The sequence below is a fragment of the Nocardia jiangxiensis NBRC 101359 genome, from assembly GCF_000308615.1.
GTDB lineage: Bacteria > Actinomycetota > Actinomycetes > Mycobacteriales > Mycobacteriaceae > Nocardia > Nocardia jiangxiensis.
This window is the reverse complement of record NZ_BAGB01000047.1, coordinates 457,975-473,690: the sequence shown is the minus strand read 5'-3', so window position 1 is coordinate 473,690 and position 15,716 is coordinate 457,975. Positions and strand designations below refer to the sequence as shown.

Here is a 15,716-nt window from a genome sequence, read left to right as displayed (position 1 = left end):
GGTCAGAAAACGTTCCGGAGCCATTTGCCTGGCCCCATCATCGGCAGTTTCATCCGGCCCAGGCACGCCCACATGGTGAGCTGGTTCGCGGTGAGCACGGGTTTGCCCAGCGCCTGTTCGAGCGGCTCGATCAGGTCGTAGGTGGGCAGATTGGTACAGCTGACGAAGATCGCCTGAGCCTGTGGGTCGTCGGCGTTGATGATGCGTTCGGCGATGGTGCGGTAGCTGACCTTCCAGATGCCGCCGCCCAGGCCGAGATGGTCCGAGCGGATGACCTCGCAACCGGCTTCGTCGAGGAAGTCGTGCAGTTTGTGGGTGAGCACCTCGTCGTAGGGGGTGATCACCGACAATCGGCCGATCTCGAGTTTGGTGATGGCCTCGACCAGTGCCCCGGACGTGGTCACCGCATCGGCGGCCCCGGCGCGGCAGATGGCATCGACGAGCGACCGCTCGTACTCCAGCCCCTTGATGAAACTGCCCGAGGTGCACAGATAGGCGATGACCTCCGGATCCACATGCAGCACGTTGCGGGTGGCTGCGGTGAGATGTACTGCGTCGGAAACCAATTCGGCCATCTCGACCGAAACCGGCACAGGTTCGTACGGGGTGCGCGCGAGATGCAGGCTCACCTCGAGCGGCGCCCAGCGCCATAGTTCCCGCTCTAACGCGAGATCGAACGGCGCGATGATGCCGATGCCCCGCTGGGCCACGGGCCCGTCGAATTCGGGCAAATTCAGTTCCACGAGGGCCCCTCTCGCGTCCAGCCTGGTAGTCCTCCGCACACGATCGGATTGTTGACAATCATACGATGTGTTTTTAGTCTGTCAATGTGAAAGAGGGCCCAATAGTCACCGTTCTGCACGATGGCACTCGGCCCGATGCGCAGCTGATGCGCCCGGTCGAAGAGCGGGCCGAGGTTCGCTACACGGCTGCGGATGGGTTCGCCGAGGCGTTGCGCGGTGCCGAAGCACTGTTCGTCTACGACTTCCTGACCACGGCGTTGCCGGGCGCATGGCCCGCAGCGGACCGCCTGTCATGGTTGCATGTCGGCGCGACCGGTGTCGATTCGGTGCTGTTCGACGAGCTCATCGCCAGTGATGTCACCGTCACCAACACTCGCGGCGTTTTCGACACTCCCATCGCCGAATACGTTCTCGCGCAGATACTCTCCTTCGCCAAGGACCTGCCCGAGTCGCAGCGCCTGCAGCGCGATCACCTCTGGCGTCATCGCGAATCCGAACGGATCGCCGGTGCGTCGGTGCTGATCGTCGGTACCGGATCGATCGGCCGGTCGATCGCGCGGCTGCTGCGTGCGGTGGGTATGCGGGTACGTGGGCTTGGGCGTCGTTCGAGCACCGACGACCCCGATTTCGGCGGTGTCGGCACCGATCTGCATGCCGAACTTCCCGCGGCGGATTATGTGGTCGCGGTCGCACCGCTGACCACGCAGACCCGGAACATGTTCGACGCTCGTGCTTTTACGGCTTTCAAACCACATGCCCGTTTCATCAACGTCGGTCGTGGGGAATCAGTAGTGACAGACGATCTCGTCGCGGCACTGCGGGCCGGTGCGCTGGCCGGTGCGGCGCTCGATGTCGTCGATCCCGAGCCGCTGCCACCCGGCCATGCGCTGTGGGATCTGCCGAATGTTCACCTCACGCCCCACAATTCCGGTGATTTCGTCGGATGGCGTCGCGAGATCGTCGCGGCGTTCGCCGCCAACTTCCGGAAGTGGATCGATGGCCGGCCGCTGGACAACGTGGTCGACAAGAGGCTGGGTTACGTGCCCGCCTGAAGGGAGTCAGCATGACCCACCCCGATATCGATATTCCTACCGAGCCCGCCGCCATGACGGCGGTCGAACTCGTCACGGCATATTCGGCGGGTGCGTTGTCACCGGTGGAAGCGACCCGCGCGGTCCTGGATGCGATCGCCGCTCGCAACGATTCGGTCAACGCGTACTGTCTGGTCGATCCGGACCGCTCGATGGTGCAGGCCAAGGAGTCCGAGGCACGCTGGCATTCCGGGCATGTACAAGGTCTGCTGGACGGGGTGCCGATCTCGATCAAGGACATCTTCCTGACCGAGGGCTGGCCGACCCGCCGCGGTTCCACCTCGATCCAGGCCGATGTGCCGTGGCCGGTGGACAGTCCGGTGGCCGCGCGGCTGCGCGAGGACGGCCTGGTGTTCGTGGGCAAGACCACGACCCCGGAGCTGGCGTGGAAAGGGGTCACCGACAGTCCGCTGACCGGTATCACCCGCAATCCGGTGGATCCGTCCAAGACCTCGGGCGGTTCGTCGGGCGGTAGCGCTGCGGCGGTCGCCGCCGGCATGGGCCCGATTTCGGTCGGCACCGACGGTGGTGGCAGCGTGCGGATTCCGGCCTCGTTCTGCGGCATCGTCGGATTCAAGCCGACGCACGGGCGCATCCCGCTGTATCCGGCGAGCCCGTTCGGCCCGCTCGCGCACGCGGGCCCGATGACCCGGACCGTCGAGGACACGGCGTTGCTGATGGACATCCTGTCGCTGACCGATCCGCGCGATCCGACCGCCCTCGCGCCCACCGTGACGACGTTCCGCAGCCATCTCGCTCGTGATGTGCGCGGCTGCACGGTCGCGTATTCGGGCACGTTGGGGTATGTCGACGTCGATCCGGAGGTCGCGTCGGTCGTGGACGCGGCGGTGCGTCGCCTGGACGAGGCGGGCCTGCGCGTGGTGGCTGCGGACCCCGGATTCGCCGATCCGCTGGAGGCTTTCGAACTGCTCTGGGCCGCGGGCGCGGCGACGATGCTCTCGAAATTCCCCGAGGGCACTCGCGAACGCGTCGATCCCGGCCTGGGCGAGGTATGGGACCAGGGCAACACCTACTCCGCGGTCGACTATCTGGACGCTCGCGCCGTCGCCGCCGAGATCGGCATCGTGATGGGCGCCTTCCACACCGCCCACGACGTCCTGATCACCCCCACCATGCCCATCCCGGCCTTCGAGGCGGGGCACGACGTCCCTCCGGGCAGCGGCCTGCGCAGCTGGCCGCAGTGGACCGGCTTCACCTATCCGTTCAACATGACTCAGCAGCCCGCCATCTCCATCCCGGCGGGTACCACGGCCGAGGGGCTGCCGGTGGGCCTGCAGATCGTCGGGCCGCGTCACTCGGACGATCTGGTGCTGGCCGTGGCCCGCTTCGCGGAGACGGTCCTGGGCTCCTGATATTCGCTGAGAAGCCCGGCCCGCCGATAGCGTTGGCGGGCCGGGCTTTTCGCGTGAACGTCCTCGTTACTCCGCGCGGGCGAAGGACAGGGTTTCCCCCTCGACGCCACGCAGCCACAGGTTGTTGCAGGCGGTGGCGAGGGCGGGCAGGCCCTCTTCGATGGTGGCGAATACGTTGCCGGGGACCCAGCCCACATCACCGTTGATCAGCAGGTTGTTGCGGCCGTAGAAGAGCGCGAGATCCGTTGCGCCCTGGGCGTGATGCGCTTCGGAGCCGGGTTCGTAGCCGTAGGCCGGGTTGCCGATCTCCCAGGGTTCGAAGTCGAACAGGCAGACGTCCCCCGGGATCGGGGTGATGGTCGGGTTCTCGCGGTGGGGCGCGGCGGTGATGCGCGGGACGAGGGTGTAGACCTCGTTGCGGGCGTACTTGGCGTGAAACGCGTCGGCCTCCTGGGGCAGGGCATCCCACACCGCGGCGCAGGTGAGAGGGGCTTCGTCATCGAGAAGCCTTGCACGGCAGGAGATTCCGGCCTTGGTGAGAGTGATGGTGAGGTATCGCGCCATGGAATCTCCTAGATCTCGTCGAGGACGTCGGACCACAGGGCCAGTGCATCGTCGACCTGGCTCTCGGACACCACCAGCGGCGGAATCATCCGCACGACATTGCTGTACGCGCCGCAGGTCAGCAGCAGCAGACCCTTCTCCGCGGCCAGCCGCTGCGCCGCGCTCGCGGTGGCGGTGTCGGGTTCACCTGCGGGCGTGGTGAATTCGGAGCCGACCAGCAGACCCAGACCGCGCACGTCGCCCACCGCCCCGGTGGCGGCCTTGCGTACGCCCTCGATCAGCTGACGCCCGCGCACTGCCGCATTGTCCACCAGCCCTTCGGATTCGATGACCTCGAGCGTCGCGATGGCCGCGGCACAGGCGACCGCGTTACCGCCGTAGGTGCCGCCCTGCGAACCGGGCCACGCCTTGCTCATCAACTCCTCCGACGCGGCGATACCCGAGAGCGGGAAGCCGCTGGCCAGACCCTTGGCGATGGTGATCACATCGGGCCGCACGTCGAAGTGCTGGTGGCCGAAGAACTTTCCGGTGCGTCCGAATCCGGTCTGGATCTCGTCGAACACCAGCAGGATGCCGTGCCGGTCGGCACGTTCGCGCAATCCCTGGAAGAACGCGGTGTTCCCCGGGATGTAGCCGCCCTCGCCGAGCACCGGCTCGACGATGAACGCCGCGGTTTCCGCCGGAGCGCTCAGCGTCTGGAACAGGTAATCCAGTTCGCGCAGTGCGAATTCCGTCGCCTGCTCCTCGGACCAGCCGTAGCGGTACGCGGTGGGGAACGGCGCGACGTGCACCCCGCCCATCAGCGGGCTGAATCCGGCCGAGAACCGTGTGCCCGAGGTCGTCATGGTCGCCGCGGCGACGGTACGACCGTGGAATCCGCCGTGGAACACGATGACGTTCGGCCGCCCGGTGGCCTGCCGGACCAGACGCAGTGCGGATTCGATCGCCTCACTGCCGGAATTGGCGAAGAACAGCGAGTTCAGGCCCGCGGGCAGCACCGTGCCCAGCTTCTCGGTGAGTTCGAGCAGCGGACGATGCATGACGGTCGTGTACTGCCCGTGGATGAGGCTGCCGACCTGTGCGCGGGCGGCCTCGACGACCCGCGGGTGGCAGTGCCCGGTACTGGTCACCCCGATGCCGGCGGTGAAATCCAGATACCGGCGGCCGTCGGTGCCGTACAGGTAACACCCTTCGCCGTGGTCGACCGTGACGGGAGTGGCTTGCTTGAGGACGGGGGAGAGCTCGGACATGGTTAGCCGCCTCGGAAAGTCGGTCGGATTGTCTGTTGTAGGATTGTTGACAATATGAATATCATGGCGGGCAGGGCCGCAGCAACGGTCTGCGGGGATTGAGGAGCGCGCAGTGACACACACCAGCGAGGATGTGAACGAGACCGAGCGTCTGGCCATCGAGAGCGTCCCCACGGGACTGTTCATCGGCGGTGGCTGGCGCCAGACCGCCGCACGGCTGCCGGTCGAGGATCCGGCAACCGGTCGGGTGTTGTGCGAGGTGGCCGACGCCTCGCCGGATGACGGCCTGGACGCCCTGGCCGCGGCGGCCGATGCGCAGGGCGACTGGGCCCGCACCCCGGCGCGTGAACGCAGTGATCTGCTCATGCGCGCCTACCGCCTGCTGCTCGAGGAGACCGACCGCCTCGCGCTGATCATGACCCTGGAGATGGGTAAACCGCTCGCCGAGGCGCGCGGCGAAATCTCTTATGCCGCAGAGTTCTTCCGCTGGTTCGCCGAGGAGGCGGTCCGCTTGGACGGCGGCTACATGCCCGCGCCCGGCGGCGGTTCGCGTTTCCTGATCACCCGTCAGCCGGTCGGGCCGAGCCTGCTCATCACGCCGTGGAATTTCCCGCTCGCCATGGGCACCCGCAAGATCGGCCCGGCCCTGGCCGCGGGCTGCACCTGTGTGGTCAAACCCGCCGAGCAGACCCCGCTGTCCATGCTGGCCCTGGCCGATGTCCTGGTGCGTGCCGGACTGCCCGCGGGCGTGGTGAACGTGGTGACCACTTCGGATCCGGCCGCGGTGATAACGCCGATGATCATGGACGAGCGCTCCCGCAAACTCTCCTTCACCGGATCCACCGCCGTGGGCAAGATCCTGCTCGAGCAGTGCGCCCGCACGGTCATGCGGACCTCGATGGAACTCGGCGGCAACGCGCCGTTCGTGGTGTTCGAGGACGCCGATCTGGACGAGGCCGTGGAGGGCCTGCTTGCGGCGAAGATGCGCAACATCGGCCAGACGTGCACCGCGGCGAATCGAATTCTGGTACAGCGCAACGTCATCGATGATTTCGCCCGCCGCCTGACCGAGCGGATGGCCGCCCTGCCGATGGGCCGCGGCACCGAGCCGGACGCGGTGGTCGGCCCCCTGATCGACAGCGACGCGGTGACGAAGGTGACCGATCTGGTGGCCGATGCGAAACAGCGCGGCGCCACCGTGCTGCTCGGCGGCGAAGCCGACGGCCGTCCCGGAAACTTCTATCCCGCAACGGTTCTCACCGGCGTCCCGGACGAGGCCGCGATGTGCCACACGGAGATCTTCGGTCCCGTAGCGGCTCTGACCGCCTTCGACACCGAGGCCGAGGCGGTCGAACGCGCCAACGACACCCCCTACGGCCTGATCGGTTACGTATACACCGAGAGCCTGCGGCGCGGTCTGCGCGTGAGCGAGGCGCTGGAAACCGGTCTGGTAGGACTGAATCAGGGCGTGATCTCCAACCCCGCGGCCCCGTTCGGCGGGGTGAAGGAGTCGGGCCTGGGTCGCGAGGGCGGATTCACCGGAATCGACGAGTTCCTCGAGACCAAGTACATCGGCGTGAAGGTGTGAGCGTCGCGAACAGTACGCAGGAATACATCAGTGACACTGTGAGGGAGATTCGTTGAGTACCTACCGAATCGCGACCATCCCCGGCGACGGCATCGGGGTCGATGTGACCGCGGAGGCCGTGCGCGTCGTGGACGCGGTACTGCCCGGCATCGAGTGGACCGAATTCGACTGGTCGTGCGAGAACTATCTGCGCACGGGGTCGATGATGCCGCCGGACGGCCCGGTCCGGCTCGCCGGATTCAACGCGATTCTGCTGGGCGCGGTGGGCTTTCCGGGCGTCCCGGACCATATCTCGTTGTGGGGCCTGCTGATTCCACTGCGCCGCGCCTTCGGGCAGTACGTGAATCTGCGCCCGGTGCGGCTGCTGCCGGGCACCGAATCGGCGTTGCGCGACCGCACCGCCGAGGATCTGGACATCCTGATCGTCCGGGAGAACTCCGAGGGGGAGTATTCCGAGATCGGCGGCATCCACAATCCGGGCCGCCCGGAGGAATTCGTGCTGCAGGAATCGGTGTTCACCCGCGCGGGTTGCGAGCGGATCATCCGATACGCGTTCGAGCAGGCCGCCCAGCGCGGCGGGCGGTTGTGCTCGGCCACCAAATCCAACGGCCTGATCCATTCGATGCCGTACTGGGACAGCGTCTTCGAACGCATCGCGACCGAATATCCGGCGGTGCAGACCCGGCAGATGCACGTCGACGCGCTGGCCGCGGAGATCGTGCTGCATCCCGATCGCCTGGACGTCATCGTCGGGTCGAATCTGTTCGGCGACATCCTGTCCGACCTGGCCGCGGCCGTCACCGGCGGGCTCGGACTGGCCCCCTCGGGCAATATCAACCCCCAGCGCGATACGCCCTCGATGTTCGAGGCCGTGCACGGCAGCGCACCCGATATCGCGGGACAGGGCATCGCCAACCCGGTCGCCCAGATCCTCGCCGCCGCAATGATGCTCGATCATCTGGGCGAACGCGCGGCCGCGGCCGCCATCGACCGTGCGGTCTGCGATGTACTGGCCGAGGGCGCGGTCCGCACCCCGGATCTCGGCGGAACCAGCACCACCACCGACATCGGCACGGCGATCGCCGAACGCGCGGTGAGCCTGATTCCCTGACCTCGCCGCGCGCGTCGCCCGACGGGCCGCTCAGTCCGTCGCGATATCGGCCAGGAACAGCTTGACCCGGGCTCCGGCCACGCGCGCGGCCAGCGGCAGCCCGGGTCCGGCCTCCTCGCGGTCGACGATGCGGGGATTGACGATTCGCCACCGGCGACCGAGGATCCGCACCTCGGCCCCGTCGGCGGCGAGCACGTTCTTCACCCAGTCGGTGCGGCCGTGCCCCAGGGCGACGCACAGTTTGCCGTCGAAGCGGAAGGCGTTGACCGGCGTCGAATACGTCCGGCCGGATTTGCGGCCCCGATGTTCGACGACGGCGAACCAGGGCAGGTAGGGGGCCAGCGGGCGCACCATCGGATTCACGTACCGGGTCTGGATGCGATCCAGCCATTCGGGGAACAAGCTGATTTCGCGGTCTGGAGTGGACATACAACCACCTCGTCGGTGCGGGCGCGGGCGTCCGCGCCGGATTTTCGAGTCCGATGAGAAAATACGGCAGATCCACAACGACCGCAGCACCGAATACCTGATGGTGTTCGGTGGCTGCCTACGGGCCTGCCGGGTACTATCTCGGATACGACCGCCGCCGGTTGCTCGAGAAGCATCTGAGCCGCTTTCGGGCACCGGCGGCGGCGAGTCCTGTCGCCAATTCGCTGATGGCGCAGCGTGATTCCCGCATCCCCGCGGCAAATATTGAGATCACGAGAACACCGCCGTGGCGGCAGCACGGCGCATCATTCGGACTTCCGCTCGGTCACCGCACCCGGGAAGCGCTGGGCCGGTTGGCCTTCGGGCTGAGCAAGGCCTGCCGCAGTTCGGCCGGATCGCCTTTCTCGAATTGTGGCTGTGCATGCTCGTGGTCGGCAATTCGGTCCACCTCAACGCCGCTCGCCGGTGAGGTCGCCAGCGGTCAGAGCCTGCCCGGCTGGGCGGCCCCGGCCACCGATCGGCTGCTGCGCGGTCTGGGCCGGGCCGATCGCTGGGGGATGTTGCGGCATCGACAAACTCTCCACCACGCGGGGCAAACCCGAGGATGCGCTGATCGATATCGCGAACTGGGCGACCGACGGCGACGCGAACGAACAGGCCGACGCCGACGCCATCTTCTGCGAGGCGTTCCTGGCCGATCTACGCCGCGCGTACTCCGGCTTCAATCGCAGCCGCCGCACGCTCGATTGCGCTGTGCTGCTGGACAATGCGCACACCCCGGGCGGACAGCGGTTCCTGTTCGCCCTGCAACAGGCGCGCGATCGCGCCGCGGATCCCGATCCGCTGCCGGTATTCGCCACTGGTGGACGAGGACTGGCGGCACGGCAATATCGACGAATCTCCTTGGAACCCTTGGTATCTGCTGGACATCAGCCATTCCGATGCCGATCACGTCTCCCGCGGCACCGAGACGTACCTGTCCCAGGACGCCGGTGCGGACAATCTGCTGTCTCGGATGGGTGCACAGATCTGCGTCGACGACCCCGATGTCATCTACTTCGCCGTCCGCCGGGTGGTGTCGGGGGGGTAGTCAGGCGGCGACAGCCGACGATGTCGTGCAGATGCTCGAGGGGATGCATGGTGTGAACGGTGTGCGCGGCGCCAGCGGCAATATCTCCTTCGATCCGGAGAACGGCGGTCTGGAGGACAAGCCGATCCCGATTCTGCAGCTATTGCCCGGCCAGTCGCCCAAATTCGTCCGGTTGATCTGCCCTGCGGGTGGTATGAACTGCACCGTGAGCCTTCACTGACGCGGCAGCACGACCGGGCCGTGCCCGCCGATGCACGCCCACCGGCCGTTCTGCTCGTGCGGGAACTGCCAAGGGGTGTGGCAGTGCAGTGTCGGCGGGGGAGCGGGAATCATCGGACCGGCGGCGGCCGAGCCTGCCACGCACAGGGAAGCGGCCAGGCCCGCCAGGGCGGCGACGGATCGACGAGTCATGGTCGATATGTCGTGTCGGCCCGCGCATTCGTTTCCGGGCGTGGGCCGCACCCGGTCAGGATGTGAGCCAGATGGCCTCGGCGGCAAGGCTGCCCAGATCCACGGTCTGATCACCGATCTGCACCGCGATGGTGCCCGCGAAATCCCGGCGCTCCACCACCGCGATCGGCGTGTCCAGCGCGATTCCGACCGAGTCGAAGTACCGCAGCATCGCCGGATCGAAATCGGAAATCCTTGCCACGCGGCCGTTTTCACCGGCCTGGAAATCGCTGAGCTGCCGGGCGGGCGGAGTGGGCACCGCACCGTCCACCGACGGGATCGGATCGCCGTGCGGATCGCGATCCGGGTGACCGAGTTTGGTGTCGATACGTTCCATCAGCGTCTCGGAGACCGCGTGCTCGAGCACCTCGGCCTCGTCGTGCACCTCGTCCCAGCCGTAGCCGAGCTCGTTGACCAGGAACGTCTCGATGAGCCGATGGCGGCGCACCATCGTGATGGCCGCGCGGCGGCCCTCCTCGGTCAACGTGATCGCCCCGTAGCGGGCATGTTCGACCAGGCCCTGATCGGCCAGCTTGCGGACCGCCTCGGACACCGTGGACGCCGAGACGCCGATGCGCTCGGCGAGCAGTTTGGTCGTCACCTTCTCCTGCGACCACTCCTGCGTGGTCCAGATCACCTTGAGGTAGTCCTGCGCGACCGAGGACAGCACCGGCGCGACACTTCCCCCGGATCCGGCCTCGGCGTGCGGGGAGTTCTGGGATACCGGTGACGCGGCGGGGGCGACGAGCTCACGTCGGGTGGCGATATCTCGTTTTCCGGGCACGTATCGAGCTTAGCCGGGCAGGTCGGAACGACCGAGTCGCAGCGGCGCGGGCGGATGGGCGATCCCCCGAGGAGATGACGTGAGCGTGACGCCCGACGGATCTGCGTCCGGCGCGGCTGTGAACATCCACACCGCGGAATGCCCGTCCCGAGCGGGCGTGACTAGGCTGCCGTGTGTGCAGAGATGGCGAAGTCTCGAGGAGATGCCCGCTGACTGGGGCCGGTGTGTCCTGACGATCGGGGTGTTCGACGGCGTGCACCGCGGTCATGCCCAGTTGATCGGTCGCGCCGTGAAATCCGCGGCCGTGCGCGGTGTTCCCTCGGTCCTGATGACCTTCGATCCGCACCCCATGGAGGTGGTCCGCCCGGGTTCGCATCCGGCGCAGCTCACCACGCTGACCCGCCGCGCGGATCTGGTGGAGGAACTCGGCGTCGACGTGTTCTGCGTGATGCCCTTCACCCACGAGTTCATGAAGCTGACCCCGGCGCGTTATGTGCACGACCTGCTGGTGGAGAAGCTGCACGTGTGCGAGGTCGTGGTCGGGGACAACTTCACCTTCGGCAAGAAGGCCGCGGGCACCGTGGCGACCATGCAGGAGCTGGGCGGGCGTTTCGGCTTCGAGGTCGACGGGGTCAAACTGGTCGGCGAACACGCGGTCACCTTCTCCTCCACCTACATTCGCGCCTGCGTGGACGCCGGTGACATGGCCGCCGCGGCCGATGCGCTGGGCCGCCCGCACCGGCTCGAGGGCGTCATCGTGCACGGCGACGGCCGTGGCCGCGATCTGGGCTATCCGACCGCCAACGTGGCCCCGCCCATGCACGCGGCCATCCCCGCCGACGGCGTGTACGCCGGATGGTTCACCGTGCTGACCCCGGGTGCGGTCGTCGGCACGACCCAGCCGGGCAAGCGGATGATGGCGGCGATCTCGGTCGGCACCAATCCGACCTTCTCCGGCCGCACCCGCACGGTGGAGGCGTTCGTGCTGGACACCGATGCCGATCTGTACGGGCAGCACGTCGCGGTGGATTTCGTGGAGCATCTGCGTCCGATGCGCGCCTTCGCCTCGGTCGACGAGCTGACCGCCGAGATCGCCCGCGACGTCAACCGCACCCGCGAGTTGCTCGCCGAACCCGGACGGTAGTCCGCAACCGGCGTCCTGCGCGGCCTCGAAAACCGTTCACGCCGAGATGAATTCGGCGATATCAGCATTGAGCTGCGCCGCGTGGGTGACGTAGAGCCCGTGCCCGGCGGCGGGGTATTCCTTCAGCTCGGCGTCCTTCAGCAGTTGCACCGCGACATGGCTGGTCGGCCCGATCGGGATGGACTGATCGGCCAGGCCGTGCAGCAGCAGCACCGGAAGGGTGATCTCGGCCAGATCGGGACGCAGATCCGAGTCGCCGATCGCGCGCTGCATCGTCTTCGCGGCCCACGGAGCGGCCGACAGACAGCGCCGGACCTCCTGGTCGATGAGCGCCGGGGACACGTCGTTGCCCAGATGGGTCGCGAAATAGCCCTGTGCTCGATCGGCCATCCACTTGGCCCGGTCGGCGCACAGCGCCGCGATGGAGGCGTCGATCGCGGCCTGCGGAATACCGGCGGGATGGTCCGGGCTCCAGCTCAGCTTCGGCACCGCCGCGGCTACCAGCACCAGCCGCCGAATCCGGTCCTGACCGTGGCGAGCGAGGTAGTGCACCGCTTCGGCGCCACCGCCGGAATGCCCGATCAACACCGCATCGCGGATGTCGAGGTGTTCCAGCAGTGCGGCGACGTCGTCGGCGCGGGTGTCGTTGTCGTAGCCGTCGGCGGGACGATCGGAGCGGCCGTGTCCGCGTCGGTCGAGCAGAATGCAGCGGTAACCCCGCTCGACGAAGTACGGCACCTGGTGCTCCCACATATCGGTGTTGAGCGACCATCCGGCCAGGAACACGATCGGTGCGCCCGATCCGTACACCTCGTAGGCGAGGGTGGTGTCGTCGGTGCTCTGGAAGTACGGCATCGTCATCTCCTGTTCTGTGGTGTGCCACCGATATTCGCGGTCGGAGGGAATGAACGCGATTACCTCCGGAGTAATCGTCGCGACCGGTCCGGCGGCCGCTCCGGACACCGATTCGGATCGCCGCAGGTGATCCGGTAGGCTGGCTCGTCGGGTTTGCTGTGGTTCGCGGCGGCGCCCGCCCGGGATTCGGTTCCCGGTCCCTCGAGCGCGGACTGAAACATCAGGAGTGATTCGTGGCTCTGACCACCGAGCAGAAGTCGGCCATCCTCAAGGAATACGGCCTGCACGAGACGGACACCGGTTCGCCGGAGGCCCAGATCGCGCTGCTGTCCAAGCGGATCTCCGACCTCACCGAGCACCTGAAGGTGCACAAGCACGACCACCACACCCGGCACGGCCTGCTGGCCCTGATCGGTCGTCGTCGTCGCCTGTCGAAGTACCTGCAGGCCAAGGACATCCAGCGTTACCGTTCGCTGATCGAGCGTCTGGGCCTGCGTCGCTAGGACTGTTCGCGATGTCGGAGATCGCCCGGTTTCCGCAGCGACACAGTGAGGCACTTGACAAGGCAGCCGATGGGGAGGCTTACAATCTCCCCGTCGGCTAGTCGTGCATGCGGACCTCGTGAGGTTCCGGTACGGCGGTGCCACATGCCGTACGCATCCGTCCTCGTGGCGTCGGTCCTCGGTAGTGGCCTTTCGGCAGGAGACGACTCCGCCGTGGGGCTTCGATCGATGGCCGCCTCCGCGTCGCCGCTTCCAAGGGGGAACCGGTCGGGTGTACGCGTAGCAACCAGGAGGGTTGTCGCGCGCCCAAGCCTGGGTACGGCCTGATCCCTCAGCCGGGGACATGGCTGAGGGCTGAACAGCCGGATCGCGCTCACGTGCGCTTGATCCGGCGAAGACGAGAGGTTGAGAAGAGAAAATGACAGACACAGTGAGCTCGGCCGTAGAGGTCGAACCGGGTGTGTTCGAGTCGGTCGCACTGATCGACAACGGGTCCTTCGGCACCCGTACCGTCCGGTTCGAGACCGGACGCCTCGCCAAGCAGGCCGCCGGTTCGGTCGTGGCCTACCTGGACGACGAGACCATGCTGCTCTCGGCCACCACGGCCGGTAAGCAGCCCAAGGACCAGTTCGACTTCTTCCCGCTGACAGTGGACGTCGAGGAGCGGATGTACGCCGCGGGCCGTATCCCGGGTTCGTTCTTCCGCCGTGAGGGCCGTCCCTCCACCGACGCGATCCTGACCTGCCGCCTGATCGACCGGCCGCTGCGCCCGTCCTTCGTCGACGGCCTGCGCAACGAGATCCAGGTCGTGGTGACGGTCATGTCGCTGGATCCCAAGGATCTGTACGACGTGGTGGCCATCAACGCCGCCTCGGCGTCGACCCAGATCTCCGGACTGCCGTTCTCGGGTCCGGTCGGCGGCGTGCGCGTCGCGCTGATCGAGGGCCAGTGGGTGGCGTTCCCGACCGTCGAGCAGCTCGAGGGCGCTGTGTTCGACATGGTCGTCGCGGGCCGGGTCGTCGACGGTGACGTCGCGATCATGATGGTCGAGGCCGAGGCCACCGACAAGGTCATCGCGCTGGTCGAGGAGGGTGCCCAGGCGCCCACGGAAACCGTTGTGGCAGAAGGTCTCGAGGCCGCCAAGCCGTTCATCGCCCGGCTGTGCCGCGCGCAGCAGGACCTGGCGACGCTGGCCGCCAAGCCCACCGAGGAGTTCCCGCTGTTCCCGCCGTACGGCGAGGATGTCTACACCGCCGTCGAGGGCACCGCGAAGCGCGAGCTGAACGAGGCGCTGTCGATCCCGGGCAAGCAGGAGCGCGACGACAAGACCGACGAGATCAAGCTCGCGGTGCTGTCCAGCCTCGCCGAGGATTTCGAGGGCCGCGAGAAGGAGATCGGCGCGGCGTTCCGCTCGGTCACCAAGAAGCTTGTGCGCCAGCGCATCCTGTCCGACGGCTTCCGCATCGACGGTCGCGGCCTGGCGGACATCCGCGCGCTGTCCGCCGAGGTCGCGGTGGTTCCGCGGGCGCACGGTTCGGCGCTGTTCGAGCGCGGCGAGACCCAGATCCTGGGTGTCACCACTCTCGACATGGTGAAGATGGCCCAGCAGGTCGACTCGCTCGGCCCGGAGACCACCAAGCGCTACATGCACCACTACAACTTCCCGCCGTTCTCCACCGGTGAGACCGGCCGCGTCGGTTCGCCGAAGCGTCGCGAGATCGGCCACGGCGCCCTCGCCGAGCGTGCGCTGATTCCGGTGCTGCCCTCGCAGGAGGAGTTCCCGTACGCCATCCGTCAGGTCTCGGAAGCGTTGGGCTCCAACGGTTCCACCTCGATGGGTTCGGTGTGCGCCTCGACCCTGTCGCTGCTGAACGCCGGTGTGCCGCTGAAGTCCCCGGTCGCGGGCATCGCGATGGGCCTGGTATCCGACGAGGTCACCGACGAGTCGGGCAAGACCGAGACCCGCTACGTCGCGCTGACCGACATCCTCGGCGCCGAGGATGCCTTCGGTGACATGGACTTCAAGTGCGCCGGTACCCGGGACTTCGTCACCGCGCTGCAGCTGGACACCAAGCTCGACGGCATCCCGTCCAAGGTGCTCGCGGGTGCGCTGAACCAGGCCCGCGACGCGCGCCTGACCATCCTGGACGTGATGGCCGAGGCCATCGCCAGCCCGGACGAGATGAGCCCGTACGCCCCGCGCGTCACCGCGATCAAGATCCCGGTCGACAAGATCGGCGAGGTGATCGGACCCAAGGGCAAGGTGATCAACCAGATCACCGAGGACACCGGCGCCAACATCTCCATCGAGGACGACGGCACCGTGTTCGTCGGCGCGACCGACGGCCCGTCGGCGCAGGCCGCGATCGACGCGATCAACGCCATCGCCAACCCGCAGCTGCCGAAGGTCGGCGAGCGTTTCCTGGGCACGGTCGTCAAGACCACCGCCTTCGGCGCGTTCGTCTCGCTGCTGCCGGGCCGCGACGGTCTGGTGCACATCTCCAAGCTGGGCAACGGCAAGCGCGTGGGCAAGGTCGAGGACGTGGTGAACGTCGGCGACAAGCTGCGCGTGGAGATCGCCGACATCGACAACCGCGGCAAGATCTCCCTCGTCCCCGTCGAGGAGGAAGAGGCCGGCGAGGCTCCGGCCGCCGACGAGAGTGCTGCGGTCGAGGCCGGTGCCGAGTAAAAACTCTGGTGTGACGAAGAAAAACGCTGCGGCGCTTTCGACCCCCTTGCTC

General features: G+C 67.3%; 17 protein-coding genes. 9 read left to right on the top strand and 8 right to left on the bottom strand.

Annotation, left to right across the window (positions count from 1 at the left end; genetic code table 11):
• Positions 1-2 precede the first annotated feature (2 nt).
• The gene (locus ON40_RS22700) at positions 3-743 is read right to left on the bottom strand and encodes a maleate cis-trans isomerase family protein (RefSeq protein WP_040825770.1); all 741 of its coding nucleotides are present in this window, start codon (positions 741-743) and stop codon (positions 3-5) included.
• Positions 744-829: 86 nt separating this feature from the next.
• Here ON40_RS22700 and ON40_RS22695 point away from each other — a divergent pair, with 86 nt between their 5' ends.
• Together ON40_RS22695 and ON40_RS22690 are read left to right on the top strand one after the other, a co-directional pair.
• Positions 830-1,795: a D-2-hydroxyacid dehydrogenase gene (locus ON40_RS22695; protein ID WP_040825768.1), complete on the top strand. Its 966-nt coding sequence runs from the start codon at positions 830-832 to the stop codon at positions 1,793-1,795.
• Positions 1,796-1,821: 26 nt separating this feature from the next.
• Positions 1,822-3,207 carry an amidase gene (locus tag ON40_RS22690; RefSeq protein WP_218008839.1) on the top strand — a complete coding sequence of 462 codons (1,386 nt, stop codon included), beginning with the start codon at positions 1,822-1,824 and terminating at the stop codon, positions 3,205-3,207.
• 66 nt (positions 3,208-3,273) lie between these two features.
• Here the strand turns inward: ON40_RS22690 and ON40_RS22685 are convergent, their stop codons facing one another.
• Positions 3,274-3,771, bottom strand: coding sequence for a DUF3830 family protein (locus ON40_RS22685; RefSeq protein ID WP_040825764.1), 498 nt, complete (start codon positions 3,769-3,771; stop codon positions 3,274-3,276).
• Positions 3,772-3,779: 8 nt separating this feature from the next.
• Entirely contained in the window at positions 3,780-5,021 is a 1,242-nt protein-coding gene (locus tag ON40_RS22680; protein ID WP_040825762.1) for an aspartate aminotransferase family protein, read from the bottom strand.
• Between the two features lie 178 nt (positions 5,022-5,199).
• On the opposite strand from ON40_RS22680, the gene ON40_RS22675 reads away from it, so the two are divergent.
• Together ON40_RS22675 and ON40_RS22670 are read left to right on the top strand one after the other, a co-directional pair.
• Positions 5,200-6,609 carry an NAD-dependent succinate-semialdehyde dehydrogenase gene (locus tag ON40_RS22675; RefSeq protein WP_245567951.1) on the top strand — a complete coding sequence of 470 codons (1,410 nt, stop codon included), beginning with the start codon at positions 5,200-5,202 and terminating at the stop codon, positions 6,607-6,609.
• Positions 6,610-6,661: 52 nt separating this feature from the next.
• Entirely contained in the window at positions 6,662-7,720 is a 1,059-nt protein-coding gene (locus ON40_RS22670; RefSeq protein WP_040825760.1) for a tartrate dehydrogenase, read from the top strand.
• A 30-nt stretch (positions 7,721-7,750) separates the two neighbouring features.
• Here ON40_RS22670 and ON40_RS22665 read toward each other — a convergent pair whose 3' ends face one another.
• Together ON40_RS22665 and ON40_RS22660 are read right to left on the bottom strand one after the other, a co-directional pair.
• The gene (locus tag ON40_RS22665) at positions 7,751-8,149 is read right to left on the bottom strand and encodes a nitroreductase family deazaflavin-dependent oxidoreductase (RefSeq protein ID WP_040825758.1); all 399 of its coding nucleotides are present in this window, start codon (positions 8,147-8,149) and stop codon (positions 7,751-7,753) included.
• A gap of 449 nt (positions 8,150-8,598) precedes the next feature.
• Positions 8,599-8,916 carry a hypothetical protein gene (locus tag ON40_RS22660; RefSeq protein WP_157186378.1) on the bottom strand — a complete coding sequence of 106 codons (318 nt, stop codon included), beginning with the start codon at positions 8,914-8,916 and terminating at the stop codon, positions 8,599-8,601.
• Between the two features lie 95 nt (positions 8,917-9,011).
• Here ON40_RS22660 and ON40_RS22650 point away from each other — a divergent pair, with 95 nt between their 5' ends.
• Together ON40_RS22650 and ON40_RS22645 are read left to right on the top strand one after the other, a co-directional pair.
• Positions 9,012-9,239, top strand: coding sequence for a hypothetical protein (locus ON40_RS22650; RefSeq protein WP_040825752.1), 228 nt, complete (start codon positions 9,012-9,014; stop codon positions 9,237-9,239).
• Positions 9,240-9,282: 43 nt separating this feature from the next.
• Complete coding sequence (locus ON40_RS22645; RefSeq protein WP_169541892.1) at positions 9,283-9,459, top strand: hypothetical protein; 177 nt, start codon at positions 9,283-9,285, stop codon at positions 9,457-9,459.
• Here the strand turns inward: ON40_RS22645 and ON40_RS22640 are convergent.
• Together ON40_RS22640 and ON40_RS22635 are read right to left on the bottom strand one after the other, a co-directional pair.
• The gene (locus tag ON40_RS22640) at positions 9,453-9,650 is read right to left on the bottom strand and encodes a hypothetical protein (RefSeq protein ID WP_040825748.1); all 198 of its coding nucleotides are present in this window, start codon (positions 9,648-9,650) and stop codon (positions 9,453-9,455) included. The two genes, ON40_RS22645 and ON40_RS22640, sit on opposite strands and share 7 nt — an antisense overlap.
• Positions 9,651-9,705: 55 nt before the next feature.
• Positions 9,706-10,359 carry a metal-dependent transcriptional regulator gene (locus tag ON40_RS22635; RefSeq protein ID WP_051193441.1) on the bottom strand — a complete coding sequence of 218 codons (654 nt, stop codon included), beginning with the start codon at positions 10,357-10,359 and terminating at the stop codon, positions 9,706-9,708.
• A 289-nt stretch (positions 10,360-10,648) separates the two neighbouring features.
• Between ON40_RS22635 and ON40_RS22630 the strand changes: the two genes are divergently transcribed.
• The gene (locus tag ON40_RS22630) at positions 10,649-11,617 is read left to right on the top strand and encodes a bifunctional riboflavin kinase/FAD synthetase (protein WP_083895835.1); all 969 of its coding nucleotides are present in this window, start codon (positions 10,649-10,651) and stop codon (positions 11,615-11,617) included.
• 36 nt (positions 11,618-11,653) lie between these two features.
• Here the strand turns inward: ON40_RS22630 and ON40_RS22625 are convergent, their stop codons facing one another.
• On the bottom strand, positions 11,654-12,472 hold the full coding sequence (locus ON40_RS22625; protein WP_040826044.1) for an alpha/beta fold hydrolase: 819 nt from the start codon (positions 12,470-12,472) through the stop codon (positions 11,654-11,656).
• Positions 12,473-12,705: 233 nt separating this feature from the next.
• On the opposite strand from ON40_RS22625, the gene rpsO reads away from it, so the two are divergent.
• Together rpsO and ON40_RS22615 are read left to right on the top strand one after the other, a co-directional pair.
• Positions 12,706-12,975 (top strand): 30S ribosomal protein S15, encoded by a 270-nt coding sequence (gene rpsO, locus ON40_RS22620; RefSeq protein ID WP_040825746.1) that lies wholly within the window; start codon positions 12,706-12,708, stop codon positions 12,973-12,975.
• Positions 12,976-13,393: 418 nt separating this feature from the next.
• Entirely contained in the window at positions 13,394-15,664 is a 2,271-nt protein-coding gene (locus tag ON40_RS22615) for a polyribonucleotide nucleotidyltransferase (RefSeq protein ID WP_040825745.1), read from the top strand.
• Positions 15,665-15,716 lie beyond the last annotated feature (52 nt).

Excerpts from the sequence above, each read along its gene's own strand:
- ON40_RS22645 (WP_169541892.1), top strand. The coding sequence starts at position 9,283 with ATGCATGGTGTGAACGGTGTGCGCGGCGCCAGCGGCAATATCTCCTTC.
- ON40_RS22640 (WP_040825748.1), bottom strand. The coding sequence starts at position 9,650 with ATGACTCGTCGATCCGTCGCCGCCCTGGCGGGCCTGGCCGCTTCCCTG.
- ON40_RS22665 (WP_040825758.1), bottom strand. The coding sequence starts at position 8,149 with ATGTCCACTCCAGACCGCGAAATCAGCTTGTTCCCCGAATGGCTGGAT.
- ON40_RS22680 (WP_040825762.1), bottom strand. The coding sequence starts at position 5,021 with ATGTCCGAGCTCTCCCCCGTCCTCAAGCAAGCCACTCCCGTCACGGTC.
- ON40_RS22615 (WP_040825745.1), top strand. The coding sequence starts at position 13,394 with ATGACAGACACAGTGAGCTCGGCCGTAGAGGTCGAACCGGGTGTGTTC.
- ON40_RS22625 (WP_040826044.1), bottom strand. The coding sequence starts at position 12,472 with ATGCCGTACTTCCAGAGCACCGACGACACCACCCTCGCCTACGAGGTG.
- ON40_RS22685 (WP_040825764.1), bottom strand. The coding sequence starts at position 3,771 with ATGGCGCGATACCTCACCATCACTCTCACCAAGGCCGGAATCTCCTGC.